Annotated in this window: 11 protein-coding genes; 8 read left to right on the top strand and 3 right to left on the bottom strand. The window is 39.6% G+C overall.

Going from position 1 to position 19396, the window contains the following annotated elements:
• The first annotated feature begins 88 nt into the window (after nt 1-88).
• The 7 genes from A7P55_RS17160 to A7P55_RS17130 all read left to right on the top strand — a co-directional run bounded on the left by A7P55_RS17160 (nt 89) and on the right by A7P55_RS17130 (nt 15968).
• On the top strand, nt 89-11926 hold the full coding sequence (locus A7P55_RS17160) for a hemagglutinin repeat-containing protein (RefSeq protein WP_252727878.1): 11838 nt from the start codon (nt 89-91) through the stop codon (nt 11924-11926).
• Nucleotides 11926-12357, top strand: coding sequence for a hypothetical protein (locus A7P55_RS17155; protein ID WP_171553041.1), 432 nt, complete (start codon nt 11926-11928; stop codon nt 12355-12357). Before A7P55_RS17160 ends, A7P55_RS17155 begins: the two co-directional genes overlap by 1 nt.
• Before the next feature lie 458 nt (nt 12358-12815).
• On the top strand, nt 12816-13253 hold the full coding sequence (locus A7P55_RS17150) for a hypothetical protein (RefSeq protein ID WP_043969833.1): 438 nt from the start codon (nt 12816-12818) through the stop codon (nt 13251-13253).
• A 475-nt stretch (nt 13254-13728) separates the two neighbouring features.
• Nucleotides 13729-14283, top strand: coding sequence for an SMI1/KNR4 family protein (locus A7P55_RS17145; RefSeq protein ID WP_171553040.1), 555 nt, complete (start codon nt 13729-13731; stop codon nt 14281-14283).
• 91 nt (nt 14284-14374) lie between these two features.
• Entirely contained in the window at nt 14375-14845 is a 471-nt protein-coding gene (locus tag A7P55_RS17140) for an SMI1/KNR4 family protein (RefSeq protein WP_171553039.1), read from the top strand.
• 233 nt (nt 14846-15078) lie between these two features.
• Nucleotides 15079-15609: a DUF2247 family protein gene (locus A7P55_RS17135; RefSeq protein WP_171553038.1), complete on the top strand. Its 531-nt coding sequence runs from the start codon at nt 15079-15081 to the stop codon at nt 15607-15609.
• Nucleotides 15610-15752: 143 nt separating this feature from the next.
• Nucleotides 15753-15968, top strand: a complete 216-nt coding sequence (locus tag A7P55_RS17130) for a hypothetical protein (protein ID WP_252727877.1) — start codon at nt 15753-15755, stop codon at nt 15966-15968.
• On the opposite strand, the gene A7P55_RS22490 is transcribed toward A7P55_RS17130, so the two are convergent.
• Nucleotides 15950-16183 (bottom strand): hypothetical protein, encoded by a 234-nt coding sequence (locus tag A7P55_RS22490; RefSeq protein WP_216078075.1) that lies wholly within the window; start codon nt 16181-16183, stop codon nt 15950-15952. The genes A7P55_RS17130 and A7P55_RS22490 overlap by 19 nt on opposite strands.
• 469 nt (nt 16184-16652) lie before the next feature.
• Between A7P55_RS22490 and hppD the strand changes: the two genes are divergently transcribed.
• Entirely contained in the window at nt 16653-17708 is a 1056-nt protein-coding gene (gene hppD / locus A7P55_RS17120; RefSeq protein WP_016163504.1) for a 4-hydroxyphenylpyruvate dioxygenase, read from the top strand.
• 65 nt (nt 17709-17773) lie between these two features.
• Here the strand turns inward: hppD and A7P55_RS17115 are convergent, their stop codons facing one another.
• Nucleotides 17774-18553 carry an IclR family transcriptional regulator gene (locus A7P55_RS17115; RefSeq protein WP_023269921.1) on the bottom strand — a complete coding sequence of 260 codons (780 nt, stop codon included), beginning with the start codon at nt 18551-18553 and terminating at the stop codon, nt 17774-17776.
• A gap of 285 nt (nt 18554-18838) precedes the next feature.
• A complete protein-coding gene (locus A7P55_RS17110; RefSeq protein ID WP_004653219.1) occupies nt 18839-19387 on the bottom strand; it encodes a VOC family protein in 549 nt (182 codons plus the stop codon).
• Between the last annotated feature and the right edge of the window lie 9 nt (nt 19388-19396).

The raw sequence follows: 19396 nt of genomic DNA, 5'->3' as shown, positions 1-19396 counted from the left end.
GCTCGCCTTGAACTGTCTAAAAAACTGATACTGTCGCAACCATAGATGAAAGTTCAACAGACCCTAAATAAAGATTGGGTATTTAGGTATGAATAAGAATCGATATCGCGTTATTTTTAGCCAAGCACGTGGCATGTTTATAGCGGTTGCTGAAATTGTAAAAAGTCGAACCAAGACCGCTGGGCAAAGTGGCGCGGTGGCAACAGATGTGAGCGTACCATCCGCTATTCATACCTATAAGAAACTGAATCCACTTAATTTTGCCGTGATCAGTATGCTGGGCGCAGTGGTCTATACCATGCCATTAAGCAGTATTGCCAATACCCAGATTATTGCAGATCGTTCGGCACCAGCCAATCAACAACCGCAAATTCTCAATTCTGCCAATGGTACGGTACAGGTTAATATCCAGACCCCGAGTGCAGGTGGCGTATCGCGGAATACCTATAAGCAATTCGACGTCGGCCAAGAAGGCGCGATCTTAAACAATGCACGCAATAATACTCAAACCCAAATCGGCGGTTGGGTGCAAGGTAACGCCAATTTGGCTAGAGGTGAAGCTAAGGTTATTCTCAATGAGGTCAATAGTAGTAACCCAAGCCAACTCAGAGGCTACCTTGAAGTTGCAGGAAAATCGGCACAAGTGGTGATTGCCAACCCAGCAGGTCTAGTGTGTGATGGTTGTGGCGTGATTAATGCCGATCGCTTTACCTTAACCACGGGTCAAGCGGTGATGAATCAAGGTTATCTGGAATCTTTCCGAGTGCGTGAAGGCCAAGTCACGATTGAAGGCAAAGGCCTAAATGGTAGTCTTACCCCATTTACAGATGTCTATGCGCAATCATTGAAAGTGAATGCAGGCTTATATGCCAAAGAACTCAATGTCGTGTTAGGCCAAAATGATATTCAAGTCAAAGACCAAACGACACCAGAATACACACCAAAGTCAAATGCGAATGGTTCAGCAAGCAACTCGTCAGGCTTTGCATTGGATGTTGGGAAATTGGGTGGCATGTATGCTGGCAAGATTTTCTTGGTGGGGACTGAACAAGGACTCGGAGTACGTAATGCGGGTTCGATCAGTAGTACTGAGTCAACTTTAAAGCTGAATGCCAATGGGGATTTGATCAACCAAGGCAATATTGTTGCGGCTAAAGATCAAATAGAGCTTAAAGCTAAGAATATTGAAAACACAGGCAATATCAGTAGTACTCAAAATAAGATTCAGTTACAGGCCACGGACATTAAAAATGCGGGTCTGATTGCTAGTCAGGATGAAATCAAGCTGGATGCCCTAGGCAATATCAATAACAATCAAGGTGTGATCAATGCTGGACGTTTGGAGTTAAGGGCCAAAAAATTAAGTAATGAAAAGGGCCAAATTGAACAAGTAGGTGGTTCCAAGCTTAATATCACAGCCCAAAGTCTAGATAATCAGCTAGGTCGAATTGGTCGTGCAGTACAAGACTCCACGAACGGCAATAGTGGTTCAGACAATAATACAGCACCGCCAACTGTTAAAAATCCGGGACAAAACAGCAGTGCACAGGATGCCAGCAAGGTTGAGGTGGTTGCACCGACCGATGTGCAGCCGAAAACCTTTGCCGATGGCGTGATTCAGGTTGAAAATCAGCTCAACAACCAAAGTGGTAAGATCAGCAATAACAATGATCTGACACTGACGGTTCGGGACAAGATCAACAATAGCGGTGGGGAATTACAACTGCCTGAATTGAAATTTGCAGGGCAGGAATTTGAAAACCAAGGCGGTAAGCTTTCTGCCAACCAGATTGATATTCAAGCCAGCAAGGTCAATAACCAGCAAGGCCAGTTAAACGCGGTTCAAGCCTTGGATATTCGCTCACAACAGTTAAATAACCAAGCGGGCAGTATTCAGAGTCAACAGGCACTGAAGATTGACAGCAAGAATATCAATAACCAAGAAGGGAAATTGCTTGCAGTAAGCAATGTCGAGTTGCAAACGAAGCAACTGAATAACCAGAAAGGTGTAATTGCATCGACCAAGCAAGATGTTGCAATCAAGGCGGATCGGCTCGATAACAGCGCGGGGCAAATTCCAGGGCAGCATTTAAGTATTGAATCGCAGCAGATCAATAACCAAAGCGGCATGCTTCAAAGTCAAAGCAAAGATTTAGTGCTAAAAGCCACGCACATTGAGAATGGCATCAGTAAAGATACAGCGGGCAATATCATTGCTGCGAAAAACCTGAACATTCAAAGCCAGCAATTGAAAAATACAGGGCAAATATACGCGGGGGACTCGGCACAGTTGCATGTCAGTCAGTTACAGCAGCATGGGCAGCTTGCGGCACAAAATCAGATTAAGGTTCAAGCCGAGCAGATTCAGAGCAATGCCGATAGTGTTTGGGCAGCAGGTCTGAGTGCTGATGGTAAACTCAATAACGATGCGGCCACACTTGAGATCACGGCACAAGATGTACAAATTGCAGGCAAATTATTGGCTGGTGCACACGCCTCAGTCAAGGCTAGCAATACCGCCGATCTGAGTGATAGTGCAGCGCAAGCCAAGAAGATTCAGGTTGAGACAACAGCGTTAAAGACCAATCGTGCCAAATTCATTGTCGAGCAACAGTTAAATCTAAAAGCCAGCCAAAGTATTGAAAATGAGCAAGGACAATACAGCGCAACGGATATCCAACTCGACACCCAAAAACTCAATAACAATAAAGGCTTGATCCAGCATACGGGCACAGGTGATTTTACCCTGAATATTGCAGACCGTATTGATAACAATGCAGGGAAAATTATCAGTAATGCTGCCCATACCGAAATCAAGACCAAGAATTTGAGCTCGATAGACGGTGCAATCCTGCATGCGGGAGATCAGCAGCTCAAGATTACTGCACAAGATTTACAAGGCCAGCAAGGCAAGATTCAAAGCAATGGCAATATGCAGCTTGAACTGGGTTCGGCCAATCTCGACCGTGCGACCACCTCAGCTAAAAGTATTGAACTGCGTGCCGACAGTTTGAGCCATCAAAAAGGCCAAATGCTGCAAACAGCCGAAGATGGCAGTTTACAGCTCACGGTGAACAAAGACCTCAATAACCGTGAAGGCGAGATTAGTGCCGCTGGCAACAGCAGCATCAAGGCACAAAGCCTGAATAATCAGACTGGGAAAATACTGAGTAATGCTCAGTTGGATCTAAGTGTAACTGATCTGAATAATGAGTCAGGGACGATTTATGCCGATAAAAAACTCAATATTGAGGTCAAACAAGGGCTAAATAATCAGCAGGGTTTAATTGCTTCACAACAGGCATTAGCGTTAAAGGCACAAGATTTAAATAACCAAAAAGGGCAGATTCAATCTGGGCAAGCGAGTGTGAACCTGAATGTGGCAGGTTCGCTCAACAATCAGGCTGGAACCATACAGTCAGCGCAGGTTTTGCAACTGAATACAGCGCAGTTAGATAATCGGGCTGGGAAACTGATTGCAGGTTCGGACGCCGTGTTGAATGCTGCACAATTGAATAACCAATCTGGAACCATTTACGCCAAAAAACAGTTGGATCTTCATGTCGCAGGGACTACGGATAACAGTGCTGGGGTGATTGCAGCCGAGCAAGCGCTGAATCTGACCTCCAACCAACTCTTGAATCATGCAGGGCAAATCCGTTCAGAAAATGCCGATCTGAATTTAACGATCAACCAGGACGTTCAAAACGATACTGGCTTAATTGCAGCCGCTAAAAATCTAAACCTAACTGCACAGCATGTCAGTTCCAAACAAGGCAAAATACAAGCGGGTGGATCGAGCAAATTACAGCTCAAGAGCTTAGATAATACTGAGGGTGTTGTTTATGCAGCTGAACAGATGGAGCTGACAGCCAAGGAATCGTTAAACAATCAAAAAGGGAGCATTGCCGCAGAGAAACAAGCTGATTTACAGGCAGGAACGATCAACAATGAAGCAGGACAAATTCGTTCCCAGCAAGACCAGTTAACGCTCAATGTCCAAAATGATTTAAATAATTTTTCGGGTGAGATTTCTGCCGCAAAAGACATCAGAATAAAGGCAAAAAACATCGCTAATAAACAAGCTAAAGTGGTTGCGGGTCAATCGCTTCAGGTTGATGCGCAGCAGATTGATAATACCGAAGGTGTGTTATACGCCAAAGCGCAGCAGAATCTTACGGTAAGCGAGCAACTGAATAACCAATCAGGAACTGTTGTTGCGAATCAGCAGCTTCAAGTAAATGCAGGTGCATTGAATAATAATGCAGGAAAAATCCGTTCTGAACAAAATCAGCTGGATCTGTATATCCAGAATCGCTTAGACAACCAATCGGGTGAAATCTTTGCGGGCAGCCATACCAAGATCAATGCCGCTGAATTCAACAACCAGCAAGGCGTGGTGTACAGCAAGCAAGATTTAGGGCTTGATGCGGTACAGCTTAAAAACCAGCAGGGACAGATCTTTGCTGAAGGCCAAGCTCAGCTCAATGTCAAAGGCAGCATTGATAATCATAAAGGTGTCTTGGCAGCCAAGCAGAATCTAGATATTCAAACTGGCGCATTGAATAATCAGGAAGGCACACTTCGTTCGGAAAATGCAGATATGAATGTCCATGCACAAGGGCAGCTGATTAACCAGCAAGGTGATATTTATGCTGGGCAGAACTTAACTCTGAATTCGCTTGGACTAGATAACAGTACTGGACAAATTGCTGCAAAAAATCAGTTGAGTATTAATACCCAACAGCAACAGCTAACGAATCAGCAAGGTAAGATTCTGGCAAAAACGGTTGATTTAAATACAGGGCTTGTGGATAACCAAGCCGGTCTGATTCAAGCCGAGCAGTCTGTTAAAATTAATACCAATCAGCAGGCCTTGCTGAACAATAACTCTGGTGAGCAAGGCGGGATTCTCAGTCAGGGTTCGATTGATCTGAATGTTTCGACACTTGAAAACCAGAAGGGCTATATTGCCTCAATGGATACCCAACAGATCACTGCTCAAAATATTGGCAATCAAGCGGGTCAAATCATTAGCCAGACTGATCTAAACATTCAGCAACAGCAGAATGGTGGAGCAATCCAGAATAATGCGGGGACAATCCAAGCACAGAAAAATCTCAATCTAAGCATAGATCATATTGATAACAGCGGGGCTGGAAGCCAGATTACGGCGGGTGAAAAGCTGACAATTCATGCCAATGACGTGATCAACAGCCAAACCAAAGATGGAAAGTTTGCTGGCGGCTTAAACGCAAAAAATCTTGAGCTTCATGCACAACGCTTAGATAACCAATCTGGTGTGATCCGTGCCAATGATCAGGCTCAACTGAATATTCAAGCCCAGTTGAAGAATCAGGCTGGAACTATAAGCAGTTTAAATCAGTTGCGTATTGGCACTGCGGAGAAAGGCCTGAATATCGATAATACCAGTGGTGAGCTACTGGCAAAAAATCAGTTAGATATTCAAGCCAATGAGTTGGTTAACCAAGGCAAAATCATTAGTGAAGGCAATGTTGAAATTGATTTAAAACAAGATTTTACCCATACTCAAGATGGAAAAATCGGTGCAAATGGCTTACTGAAGTTAAGTACGGAAAAGAATATTATCAATCGGTCTGAGTTGACGGCTGGCCAGAAAATCATTCTGAATGCACAAAACATTGATAACCAGAAAGATGCAACTATTTCAGCAAATGAACTGCATTTGCTTGCTCAAAATACAGTACATAACCAAGGTTTGATTAATGGTGGTGACCTGACCCATATTCAGGCAAATCGTGTCTGGAATGATGGTGCGCGGATTTATGGTACACATGTTGCGATTCAGGCCAATACGCTAGATAACCAGAGTAATCTTGCAGGTACAGGCGCAGTTATTGCTTCTCGTGGAGATATGGATCTCGGTATAGGAACGTTGAATAACCGTTCAGGTGGAAAGGTCAAGGACAATGGGCGAGACAATGCCTGGATTTTCAGTGCCGGTAATTTAAATATTGGTGGCAGCCTAGACAGTAACCTAAAAGCACAAGGCAGTGCAGATAAAATCTACAATGGCAGTGCGGTTATTGAATCAATTGGAGATATGCATTTAGGCGCTCATCGTATTGAAAATATGAATGAGAATCTGGTCATTCAATTGATTGAGAAAAACCGAGAACGCGTAACTGAATATGGAAAAGATGGGCAAACATGGGACTCAAAAGATGTTCGCCTAGGAAAATCAAAACGTGGCTTGAGCAATGCGATCCTATTTGTCCCAGACGTAGAAGGTGGCACTGCAACACGTGAAATCGGTGAGGATTGGACCAGATATGAGTTTACCAAAGTTCATAGTGCAGACGAAGTCCAGTCCACCAGTCCTGGGCTGATTATTGCAGGTGGTAATCTGAGTTTTTCACCTGATGCAAATTTCCTGAATAAGGACAGTCAGGTACTTGTGGGTCAGTCTATCTTGAATGGTGTTGGTTCGATTACCAATGAAAGTACGGATTTACGCAATATTGATAAAGTTGAAAATGGGACCAGCCAATGGCACTCTGTGGGTTGGAATAGGCTAAAAACCAAACATAAACATAAGTGGGGAAGCAAAGTTAATTATCAACCTTCGGATGTTGTGACCACACAACCAATCCGTTTAGGTGAGATTAAAGAACATACGCTGAATACATCAACCAATCCGACTGAGAATATTAAACAGCAATCCATCCAGCAACACGTTGATCAGGCACAAACTGGCAATCAAGCGCAACGAGACAATCAACACAGCCAAAACCAGCAGATTGATGTCAATGCAGGTCAAGTCACTTCAGACCTTGAGGTGACGATCAAGAAACCTGATGGACTGAATGCATTAAATGTTGACAGCAAAGCAGAGCTTGAGGGTGGACAGCAACAAAATGTAGATGAGGTTAAAAGTACTCAATTAGATGGAGTGAAAAAAGATGCATCCGCGATTCATCAATCGGATGATGTCACGGTAAGAACCATTACACAAGATCATATTCGTTTACCTAGCAATGCCTTGTTGATTACAACGAAAGACAGCCAAGCTCAGCATTTGGTTGAAACAGACCCGGCCTTTACCAATTATAAGAAATGGCTTTCGTCAGACCATATGATTAAAGCGCTCGGTTTAGACCCTGCATTACAGCAAAAACGTCTGGGTGACGGTTATTATGAACAGCGTTTGGTGCAAGATCAGGTTGCAAAATTAACGGGCCGACGTTTCCTTGATGGCTATGGTTCAGATGAAGATCAATATAAGGCCTTGATGAATAATGGTGCATCATTTGCGAAGCAGTACAAATTAAAACCAGGGATTGCTTTAACTCCTGAACAGATTGCTCAGCTCACCAGTGATATTGTCTGGCTTGAAGAAAAGACCATTATTTTAGCAGATGGAAGCAGCACCAAAGCCCTTGTTCCACAGGTGTATGTGAAAGCACGTGTCGGTGATCTGAGAGGCGATGGTACGCTGATTTCAGCGGATTCGATTCAGTTGGATGTTAAAGACAATGTGATTAACTCAGGGACTATAGCTGGGCGCCAAGCGGTTGTCTTAAATGCTGAAAATATTGATGTACTCAATGGTCGCATCCAAGCCAACCAAGTTGGATTAACCACTAAAAAAGATCTCAATATTATTGGTGGGCAAATTCATGCTCAGGATAAGGTTGACTTAAATGTGGGGAATAATCTCAACTTAAGCAGTTCAACCCAAAGCAGTGAAAACAAGATTGGGGAAAGCTTATTTACCCGTACCGGTATTGATCGTGTGGCGGGGATCTACACCAAAGCACCTTCAGAGATTAAAACAATTGATTCAGAAAACCTCAAAACTTCGATCTCGGTTCGTGTCGGTGGTGATGCAACGATTAAAGGGGCTGAAATCCTGAACCAAACAGGACATACCCGTATTGAAAGCCAAGGCAACTTGAATATTGGTGCGATTCAGACCGAGGTCAACAATCATGGCTATGTTGATAATAAGAACTACAACCAGTCTATTCGTCGAAATGATCAAGGCAGCAAAATATCTGGCTTAGGAAGTATTGACCTGAGTGCAAATAAAATTGATGGTAAAGCGGTCAACCTTGAGAGCAGATCAGGCAACATTTTACTCAATGCTCAACAAGGTATTCAGCTTGAAAATGGTAATAACCTTCATTCAACAGATACATCTAGTACAGGTAAATCTGGTGGATTATTGGGTGGTAAGACAGAACATAGTGAGCAATGGTCATCGAGTCAGTCTATCGCCAATCAGATCAAGGCGGGGGGCAATATTGTCCTGAATACCAAGCAAGGTGATATTCAAGCGACACATTTGAAAGCTGAAGCGGGTAAGGATATAAAAATTCAAGCTCAGCAAGGTAATGTTGTATTAAATTCGACTATTAATGAAACAAGTCAAAGTATCGCTTCTTCAAGTACAGATGCGATTAAATATAAAAACCGTCAATCTGGATTTGTGCAGCAAGAGATTGCCCAGACTGAGTTAAAAGCTGGACAGAATGTTGATATCAATGCCAGTAAAAACATTATCTTAGAAGCAAATAAAGTTGAAGCGGGTAAAAATATCATCGTGGGTAATACCTTGATGGAGCGTCAGTCTGACGGCCAACTCAAGGCGAAAGACGGCTCAACAATGCCTGAAAATGTCACTTTGAATACGCTCGAGACCCAGAATAAACAATGGGATGAGCAACAAGAAGGTTATCGAGGGATTGCCAAGGAGTTAATCAAATCAGTTGCTATTGGGGCAACTGGCCTAGGGTTAAATAAGAAAATTAGCGTCGGCTCATCTTCATCAGAGCGTACAGAAAAGACCCTGCAACAAGGCAATACACTCACTGCTGAAAATATTGCGATTGGTTCAGCCAATAATACTACGATCACCAGTGGTAACTTGACTGCTGATAATGTTCACTTATCTGGTAAGAAAGTCACCCTAGATGCAGCGAAGGAAACAGAAAAACAGAGCATTGCTAAAGGTGAGGAAACTGTTCAAGGGCTCGGAGTTAAGTTAAATAAAGATAATATCCGTCTTGGTGGTTTTGTTACAGAAGATACTGAGCAAACTACGACAACAACCAAAACCACGCATAAATCTGGTGAGATCAATGCGAAGAACTTAAGCATTGAAGGCACTGAAGGGGTTGATCTACGCGGACAAAATATAAAAGCCACTGGAGATACCGTGATTGATCATGGTCGTGGTGAGCTTAATATTGGTGGTTATGAAAATACCACCACGATTGAAGAAAAAACCAAAACTGAAACAATCAGCACGGAAGTAGGTGTTCGTAACGCTTACTTAGATGCAGCCAACGCGTTGATTGCAGTCAAAGATGCAATGAAGGCACTCTCTCAAGCAAAAGACGCCTATAACAAGGCTGAGAAAGACTATGCTGCGGGGCGAATTACCAAACAAGCTCTAAATGACAGTAAAGCCAATATTGCGATGGCAACAACCAATCTAGCGACTGCTCAGATTGCAGCAGGTGCAGCAGCGGCAGGTGCAGCCGCCGCAGGCTCGACCAGTTTTGGGACAGGCTTTACAATTGGTGCCAATGGCGAGCGTATTAAAACAGAAAGTACGACTAAGTCCTTAGAGACACAATGGCAAGGTAGTAATCTTGAACTCAACAATTTAACCCTGAAGTCAGAAGGGCAAAATGCCAATATTCAGGGCAGTAATTTACGTGCGACAGGGACAACAACTTTTGATGGCACCAAAGATCTGAATATTACTGCGGGCACAGAACGTACTCAGCAGGAAAGTAAGACTAAAACTGAAAACCAAAAAATCACGATCAGCTCAGGGGGTGGCGGTAGTGCATCGATTGGTAAGCAAGACAGTCAGTCTCAAAGTCAAAGCCTCAACCATGTAAACAGCCAAGTTGAGCTGAATAAGGTTTCGGGTAGCTTAAACAACTTGAATATCAAAGGTGGATCGGTCTCTATACAGGATAGAGGCAATCTACAAGTGAACAATATTCATGTTGAAAGCTTGCAAGATACAGCACAGAGCAGTAACAGCAGTAAAGGAGGGTCAATTGGCGGTGGTACTTCAGGTAATGTCACGCTAGGCGTAAATCAAAGCAAAGGGAACAGTGACAGTGCATGGGTGAATAACCAAAGTACATTATTGATTGGTAATGCTCAAAATGATGCCGATCTCGATGCAATGGGTGTGAAGAAAGTCATTAACGTTGGTGGTGTCATTGCTAATGCCAGCAAGCAAACTGATGGCACATTGCAAGATCATGGCAAACTTAACTTTAGGGGTGAGCTTGAGCTAAAAGATATTCAGGATCATAGCAACAATAAGCAAAGTGGTTTTGATCTCTCTACGTCGGTTGGTAAGTCAACCAAAGGATTGGATCAAAACAGCAGTAAGTTCCCGAATGGCTCAACTACAATTGGAGTGAATCGTAGCGGTCAAGAAATAGAACAAACGACAAAAGCGACTATGGGACAAGGTTCAATTAAAAATGTCGTTGAGAGTACCAATCGAGACATCAACGCGACACAAGAGATTACCCGTGATCAAACCACAGGTATGTTAGATGGTTCAGTCACGGTTGATCATCGTTTATTGACAGAGAGTGGTCGTGCTCAGATCATTGAACAGCAGAAAGATTTGCCAGAGAATTTAAAGCAAGCAACACAACAAATAAAAAATGATGTTGAAAAATTAGCTTTAAAACTACCTGATTCGAAAATTCAAAATAAAATAATCACTTCTCTTAACCAAATGGTTGGAGGAGATATGATTGCTGATGCATACAAAGAGTTCTTAAAGAATGGAGGATCAAAAGAAGAATTTTTTGTTGTAGCAAATAATTCGTATGCACAGAATTATATTAAGGATTTAGCGGAAGCAAATGAAAAAATACAAGAATTGGAGTCTAAGGGATATAGTTTAGAACAAATATTAAATACGAGCATTGCTTCAGTAGGTGATACTAATGTGATTTCGGTAGAAGGTCAGCATAAGGTTAATTTAACAACAGATACTACGATTGGTATGCAGTTGTTAACGGCCTCATATGGATTATCGAAAGGATATTCTGATTTTCAGCAGGAAATGAATCAGAAATATGGAGTAGAGATTGATCCTGAAACACTTTCTCTTGTCATAGGAACGATACTAACAGGTCCTGCTAAAACTGTTGCAAATGTTCTACTTTCTAGTCAATACGGGCAATACATCCAAAAAGCCAAGGATACTGGTGTTGATCTTGTTTCAACAAGCATAACAGCAATATCGTATGGTACAGATACAAATGTTATTTCTACGTATACGAATCCAGAGTTAAGGGATCAAATAAGTAAAGAGTCTGTTGAGACACAAGAATGGTCCAAGGATGTAAGTGAGAGTAAGGAAGGAGCAAAATTTTTAACAAACATCATTGCAGGGATTGTAGTTGGTGGGGTAGGAAAGGGTGTTGTTAAAGGGAAGGACTCTGAATTTGACATATCTAAGTCAGGGTTTGAAATAGGTGGGGTAAAAAAAGATCCTGTTAAAGAGTTAGAGGTAGGTTCATATAAGGAGCTTAAATCTAGAGCACAAGTTGGAGATGGGTTAGAACATGACCATATTCCATCATTCGCCGCATTGAAAAAAGCTAAAGAAAATGAGCTAGGACGTAAATTAACGGATAATGAAGCAAAAACGCTATATAATGAGGCAACAGTTATTGAGGTTACTAAAGATACCCATAAAGCAGGTAGAACACATAGTGGTAAAAATACAACTGAGCAAATAGCAAAAGATGCTCAGAATTTATGCGAGGCTCAACGCTGTGATATTGATGTATTACGGCAAAACCTTTTAGATCGAGGGCATAGTAAGAAAGCTGTTGATGACGCGATCTTAAAGCTAACTGAGAGAAATAAAGATAAGGGGATTCATTAGTGGATAAGCTAAGTGGAGAAATTGTTATATTTATAAATAGTCTTGGTTTGGTTCAAGGCGATGATGAAATGTTACATTCAATAATGTTAATTGGTACTAGTTTTGAATATGATGAATCAGATTTTGAAGATAGCTCTTATTATCGTTTCTTTAAAAGTGGGGTTGAGTATCTATTTGAAGAAAAGAAATTATCTGCAATATTTTTTTTCATTAAACCAAATGATGAATATAGTTCATATTCAAGAAAAGACTATTTAATAGATGGATTAAGTTTAAGTGCGACAAAAGAAGAGGTTACTAAAGCTTTTGGTCTGCCGATTTTTTCTGGAACTAATTGGATCAAATATAAAATAGATGATCATAGATATATCCACTTTGAGTTTGAACAAGAACTAGGATTAAAGCAAATAACATTAGGTCTTTTTGAATAAAATATAGTCTCATTATTAATGGGTTTATTTAAAAAGCATGTCAATATGACATGCTTTTTTATTAGATCTTGATATTTATACGTCAGTTGGTAATTTCATAAATCTAGAGTACAAGTTTGAAATGGCTTAGAACATGATCATATTCCGTCATTCGCTGCATTAAAAAAACAAAAGAAAATGAGCTAGGACGTAAATTAACGGATAATGAGGCAAAAACGTTATATAATGAGGCAACAGTTATTGAGGTTACTAAAGATACCCATAAAGCAGGTAGAACACATTCTGGTAAAAATACTTCTGCTCAAATAGAGAAAGATGCTCAGAATTTATGTGAAGCCCAGAGATGTGATCTAGATGTTTTAAGAAAAAATTTAGAAAATAAAGGTTTTGATCGCAAGAGTGTTGATGAAGCAATTAAAAATGTTATTGAGCGTAATAAAGATAGAGGTATCAATTAAATGAACTTACTAGGTAATGTAAATATTTTTTTAGATAGTATTGGGCGATCAATACCAGATAAAATAATATTAGATGCAGTTAGTGTTATTGCCATGGATTTTGAAACCTCAATAACTAATTTTGATGGAGAGAAATTATCATATTGGGAGTTTTTTAAAAGAGGGGTTACTTTTCAGTTTGATGAAAATGATACTCTTAAGGTAATTTTTATATATATTCAGAATAATGAGGAGTATGTGAAATATCCTTTTTTGGATGATTTGATTTTTAATGTTAACTATGATTCAACAAAATCTGACATTGAAAAGTTGCTAGGTATCCCTGAAAAAAAAGGCCAGAAATGGATTAAGTATGAAATGGAAAATAAATATTTGCATTTTGAGTTTGGATTTGATAATAAATTAAGTTTGATAACAATAGGTAGCCTAAAAAGGTGAGTGGAAATTAATTAAGATGATTTTTTGAATTAAATAAGTAAAAAATTTAAGACCTTATGTAAAAAAATGTTTTAAATTGAAAATTATAACTAGAGTAAATCTATGATTAATTTAAAAAGCATGTCAATAATGGCATGCTTTTTTATAGGTTTTTTATATATCTAGTTAGATAATGTAGTGGTCAAGAAAACTTAGACATCTTTTAAGAGGTTTGATTAAAAAAACATCTTTCCTTTTCCACATAGGCTAGGTATAGATTAAAAGCATGTGGTCGGATATTTCGATAATCCCCCAAAATATAGTCAGCCACTTGCTGTTGGGCTTGCTGTAAATCGATATGTCGTGACTGTAAAAAACTGTGTAAACGCTTAAACTATTCCTCACGCTATTGAGGGCAACACAGGTGTTTACCATGAAAGATAAGGTGTATCTCATGCAGGTGAAGCATCTTTAAATAGAGGTAAGTAATAATTTTATGGAAATTAAGTCTTATCGGGATTATGGTACTATAGACCCATCTATTATTTCAGAGTTTGCGTTGAAATTTGGTGTTAACTTTCCTAAGAGTTATATCGAATTATTGTCTAAACACAATGCAATTAGACCATTACTAGAAAACTTCGACTATCAAGAGGATAATGGTGATGTTAGTGTTTTGGATGTATCATTTTATGGCTATGGCTATGGCTATGGCTATGGCTATGGCTATGGCTATGGCTATGGTTATGAAGAAATATTGGTTTATGATGAAAGTGATTTGTATAAATTTCAAAACTCTATGCAGCCATCTAATGCAATAGAAATTAATCAGCCAGATGAATATAGTTATAATGGGGTTATCGTAATTGGTGAATCTGCTGGAGGAGACTATATAGCATTTGATTATCGTTATAATATAGCAACGGATAATCCTCCAATAGTTGTTATGTATCATGATGATTATATAGAAGATGAAAATGGTAATTCTAAGATGCGTATTATTAAAGTGACAGAAAATTTTGATGATTTTTTAAAATTACTCCATGATTAGTACTTAGTTTGTTATTTATAAAAAGCCATTTAAAAATTAATGGCTTTTTATTTTGATGGTTGAGGTTTAAATGTAAGTAATGGAAAGAATTATGGGAATTTATCGAGATAATGGTCAAAATTCACTAGATGAAATTGTTAAAGCTCAAAATCAAATTGGATATGCTTTTCCAAAATATTACATCAATTTGATAAAGGATCATGATGCTGTAATATTTGAGAAAAATATTTTTGATTTCATAAATATCTACAATAAACCTGATGAGAGAGATCTAAACTTCTTAAGTTTTAAAGATAATCATTCAGATGGGAATATTTTGAGAGAGCAAGAGAATATTTCTGACCTGAATAATTATGGTGTGGAGCATCTTGTTATTTTTGGTATATGTGCGAATGGAGATTATATCTGTTTTGATTATAGAGATAATGCAGAAAGCTTAGACCCTAAAGTAGTATTAGTATATCATGATGATTTTGTCGATGATAAAAGTGGGAAAAGCTCAATGGTGGTAAATAATGTTGCCGCTAACTTTGATGATTTTTTAAATTTACTCCATGAATAGTATTTAATTGGTGATTCATAAAAAAGCCATTTGAAATTAATGGCTTTTTTATTTTGATGGTTGAAGTTTAAATATAAGTAAAATTCTGTACAGCAAGGAAGAATCGGGCAACAAGAAGGTAGTATGAATGGTACTGTTGGTCGTTTTGAGTGGATAGTTGATCCTAAATTAGGTAGGGTCTCGCATATAATTTTTATTCCAAATGGTAAAATTACAGGGGCGCCAACTAACCCATGATAACTCAAGCATATGAAAAACTTAAACAGCTTAATTTTGATGATTTTGGAACTATCTATATTGGATATATAGGAGTTCCAGAATATGGTTGTTTAAGTAATGAGATGGTAAGTAGTTTTGTCGAAGATTATTTTCTAAGGACAGAAGTTGTTGCCCACGAATTAACTGAAGTCTTAAATGAATTGTTAGTTATAGATAAATATACTTCGAAAGATGATGTTCTGAATCTGTTGAGAAAAGTAGTAAATACTTTAAATATTGATATTTCAAAATCGTCTCATAAGTGGTTATTAGTTTGTTTGGACTTGAAGCTTAACGGGCTGAGCTTAGACCCAGTGTATGGCTTATTAGAGTTATCAAATTTTTGGATTGATTGGGGACAGCCAAAGAATTCACCACATATGATTCAAGGTGTAAATAATGATGTAGATGCTTCTGATTATTATACTGAAGAAAATTATAAAAGAATGATTTGTATTAATTATGATTGGTTGAATTTGGAATTAAGTAAAGAGAAAAAGAGTTAGATGTAATCATTTTTAGCCGTATTTTTAATGCGGCTTTTTATGTATAGGTTTTGCCTTTGATCTGGAAAGATAGAGTAAAATTTTTAGGAAAGATGCCAGTCAGTGGCAAAAGCGGGTGTGTCATTAGATATGTGTCGGCAGGCTTGTCCGCACCTACTGCGAGTGGCGCAGGGATTGCAGCTTCGACATTGAGTCCAGCGGCAAGCTATGAAATTGGTCAATACTTTAAGGGTAAAGATGCTGAAGGTAGTGCAGCAGGTGGTGCTGAGGCCGCAGCGCCGTTACTTGCCGAGTATTTGTATGGTAAGAAAGCTAAAGATTTGACTACAAACCAGAAAAATTACTCTAGCTCAAGCTGATAGTCATCTTTGGTGACTTTAATTTTAATCTTTTTATACTTTCTTTTATTTGGGTTTAAAGCGGAGTCAGTGACCTCAGCAGCAAAACTCGAATTTCCCATCAAGTCATAATAGGCTTTATAACCAATCAAGATCTTTTGCGGTCTACCACTATGCTCATGACTATAGCTTTCAATGAGTTGAGTTAACTGTTCTAAAATCGAAGTTTGCGTCATGTCTATCTCATTCGCCTACGTAGCTCATAGGCTTAAGCTAATCGAACTTTGTTAAGGAAATAAGACAGGCAGTCTACTCACAATACATTTATTCCTATCAGCTTGAGACCATAGTCTGATTTAGAGATATCGCCAATTATTCTTTAATAGCGACCTTTCATTGGCAGAGCCAAACAGTAATAAAATTACACATAACATAATTCAATTATGTATTGCATAAATTCAGACTTTCTTGTAGCATGAATTTATAGCTGAGAGCCAAGATCAAGAATCATGATTTCTTCATTTGGCTGACTTATGGACGGAAAGGGCTTTAACACGGATGCTTTTACATACTTATAAAAACACCGGTCGCCTTTTCTAATAACGCATGTATAGGTTGATGCTTTTAGATAGCGATTAAGCAATTGAAGAATAAGACCTATACAGAGCATTAAACGGATGAATTTATCTAAATAAGGGAAACTAGATGGACATTTTAGATAACCCATTAGAATTATGTGGTTTTGCTTTTATTGAATTTGTTTCGACGGAAAACGGATTAGATCAAATCTTTGAGACCATCGGTTTTTCTAAAGTCGCAAAGCATAAGTCTAAAAAAGTTTATTTATGGCGTCAGGGTAATATCAACATTATTTTGAACTACCAGCCTGAATCTTATGCTTCATTCTTCTTTAAAGAACATGGTCCTTCAGCCTGTGCAATGGGTTTTAGAACCCGCGATGCAGCCAAAGCATTTACTAAAGCAGTGGAGCTTGGTGCAGAGCCAATGTATTCACAAGCTGGGCCAATGGAACTCAATATCCCTGCGATTAAAGGGATTGGTGGCATGCCAATTTTCCTTGTGGATCGTGATATCTATGAAAATGACTTCGTTTTCTTTGATGATGCGGACAGAAATCCAAAAGGTGCAGGCCTGAACGAAATCGACCATTTAACCCATAACGTCTATAAAGGACGTATGGAGTATTGGGCGAACTTCTATGAAAAAATCTTTAACTTCCAAGAAATTCGCTACTTTGATATCAAAGGCGAATATACAGGTTTAACCTCTAAAGCCTTGACTGCGCCAGATGGCATGATTCGTATTCCACTGAATGAAGATTCAGACAAGGGCAACGGTCAAATCGCAGAGTTCTTGGCAGATTTCAATGGTGAAGGTATTCAGCATATCGCGTTTATTACCGATGACTTGCTTTCAACTTGGGACAAGTTAAAAGGAATCGGCATGCAGTTTATGACCGCGCCGCCTGAAACCTATTATGAAATGTTGAAAGAGCGTTTACCGAATCATGGTGAGCCAACTGAAGAGTTGCAAAAACGCGGTATCTTACTGGATGGCAATACCAAAGACGGTCAGAAAAAGCTGTTATTACAGATTTTCTCGCAAAACATGCTTGGGCCAGTGTTCTTTGAATTTATTCAACGTAAAGATGATGATGGTTTTGGTGAAGGCAACTTCAAGGCACTGTTTGAATCAATCGAACGTGACCAGATCCGCCGTGGTGTGTTAGAAGCAAAGTAATTGCATTCAAATGAAATAAAAAGCCAAGAAGTTCGCTTCTTGGCTTTTTTTATATGGATGAAACATTAACGGGTTTGAATATATTGATTGATTGCTGCAACTTCACGTTTAAACAGTTCTAAGTTCTCGCTGCCGTCATGAACCGAGAAAAACATTTCACTGTCCAGTGCCACAATACAAAATTCCATTGAATGATGCGCATTAAAGATTGGTAGACCCACCGCATTGATTCCCACCAACAAGTCGCCCTGAGCAATCGACATACCGTGTTGCAATACATGTTCTTTTAATACTAAGAATTCATCCCAATCAGTCGGTTTAATCGGATAATGGTTATGAGCCGCTTTTTCCCATTCCGCTTGCATCAACGGCTTAATCACGGCTTCAGGCATATAAGAGGCAAATACACGACCCGCTGCGGAATTGACCAAAGGCATGATTGAACCAACCTTGGTCACGATTGAAATCGGATGGTTGGATTCTATCGATTGAACCACTAAAGGGCCTTTGGGTGACCATTTGCTGATTTGAATACCACAGCCAATCTTGTTTTGTAATTCATAAATCAGGTGCTGAACCAGCTGTAACACATCGGTATGTTGAATACAGTTCAAGCCTAAACGCCATGCTTGATCGCCTAAAGCATATTGACCATCGGTGAGTTGCTTGGCGTAATTCATACGAATCAGACTGACCAGATAACGGTGTACCTTGGCAGGGTGCATATCCAGTTTGCTGGATAGATCTTTTAATATAATGGGCTTGTTGTGTTCTAAAAGGGCATTCAGTACGGCTAAGCCGACCTCAAGTGATTGAACCCCACCAGATAACTTTTCTTCAATCATTCAATAACCCTTAAGCTGCGCGCATTCACGCAGTATTTGTTGCTGTCAATTATGGACAATTTACATCCAGCACATAATGCCTGAGCATCGGGCAAAATAGAAATCATCTTTTTAAATGTATCAAATCGGCGAATTGCATAAGCATACAATTGTTTTTAGAGAGATTGCACGCAATTTTGCTGAGCCTACTATGCCTTAAAAACACACAAAATGCTTTAAATTTAGACCATAAAAAAAGGCATTAGCATTTTACAACGCTAATGCCAATTTCATGGAACTGGATTTTTATGCACCAAGTTCATCTTCGTGTAAGAAATGAGTATGGTGCGGTGCACGTTTGGTGCGACTCCATTCATCTAGCATTTCTAATTTCATTTCTTCGGTAATGCGTGCAATCTTGGCATCGGCATGGACATCATTGTAGGTCAATTCCAGACGATGACCATTTGGATCGAAGAAGTAAATCGAATGGAAGATACCATGGTTGGTGACCCCTAATACCTTGACGTCATTGGCTTCAAGATGTGCTTTTGCTGCCATGAGCGCATCTAGGTCTTCGACTTCAAAAGCAATGTGCTGCACCCATTGTGGTGTATTTTCATCACGACCCATATCGGGTTGAGTCGGCAGTTCAAAGAAGGCCAATACATTGCCTTGGCCCGCATCTAAAAATAAATGCATATACGGGTCAAAAGCTTTGGTGGATGGTACATGGTCTTCTGCAAAAGCCAGAATGAAATCCATATGCAGCATTTTTTTGTACCATTCGACGGTTTCTTTGGCGTCTTTACAGCGATAAGCCACATGGTGAATTTTTTTAATTGCAAAGCTCATGATAAAACT

Source organism: Acinetobacter sp. Ac_5812 (genome assembly GCF_013072695.1).
GTDB lineage: Bacteria > Pseudomonadota > Gammaproteobacteria > Pseudomonadales > Moraxellaceae > Acinetobacter.
The sequence above is the reverse complement of the archived record's forward strand: the minus strand, read 5'-3'. Positions and strand labels throughout refer to the sequence as shown.

Bases quoted from the DNA above. Each gene is read 5' to 3' on its own strand.
- A7P55_RS17160 (WP_252727878.1), top strand. From the start codon at position 89: ATGAATAAGAATCGATATCGCGTTATTTTTAGCCAAGCACGTGGCATG.
- A7P55_RS17150 (WP_043969833.1), top strand. From the start codon at position 12,816: ATGAACTTACTAGGTAATGTAAATATTTTTTTAGATAGTATTGGGCGA.
- A7P55_RS17145 (WP_171553040.1), top strand. From the start codon at position 13,729: ATGGAAATTAAGTCTTATCGGGATTATGGTACTATAGACCCATCTATT.
- A7P55_RS17140 (WP_171553039.1), top strand. From the start codon at position 14,375: ATGGGAATTTATCGAGATAATGGTCAAAATTCACTAGATGAAATTGTT.
- A7P55_RS17135 (WP_171553038.1), top strand. From the start codon at position 15,079: ATGATAACTCAAGCATATGAAAAACTTAAACAGCTTAATTTTGATGAT.
- A7P55_RS22490 (WP_216078075.1), bottom strand. From the start codon at position 16,183: ATGACGCAAACTTCGATTTTAGAACAGTTAACTCAACTCATTGAAAGC.
- hppD (WP_016163504.1), top strand. From the start codon at position 16,653: ATGGACATTTTAGATAACCCATTAGAATTATGTGGTTTTGCTTTTATT.
- A7P55_RS17115 (WP_023269921.1), bottom strand. From the start codon at position 18,553: ATGATTGAAGAAAAGTTATCTGGTGGGGTTCAATCACTTGAGGTCGGC.
- A7P55_RS17110 (WP_004653219.1), bottom strand. From the start codon at position 19,387: ATGAGCTTTGCAATTAAAAAAATTCACCATGTGGCTTATCGCTGTAAA.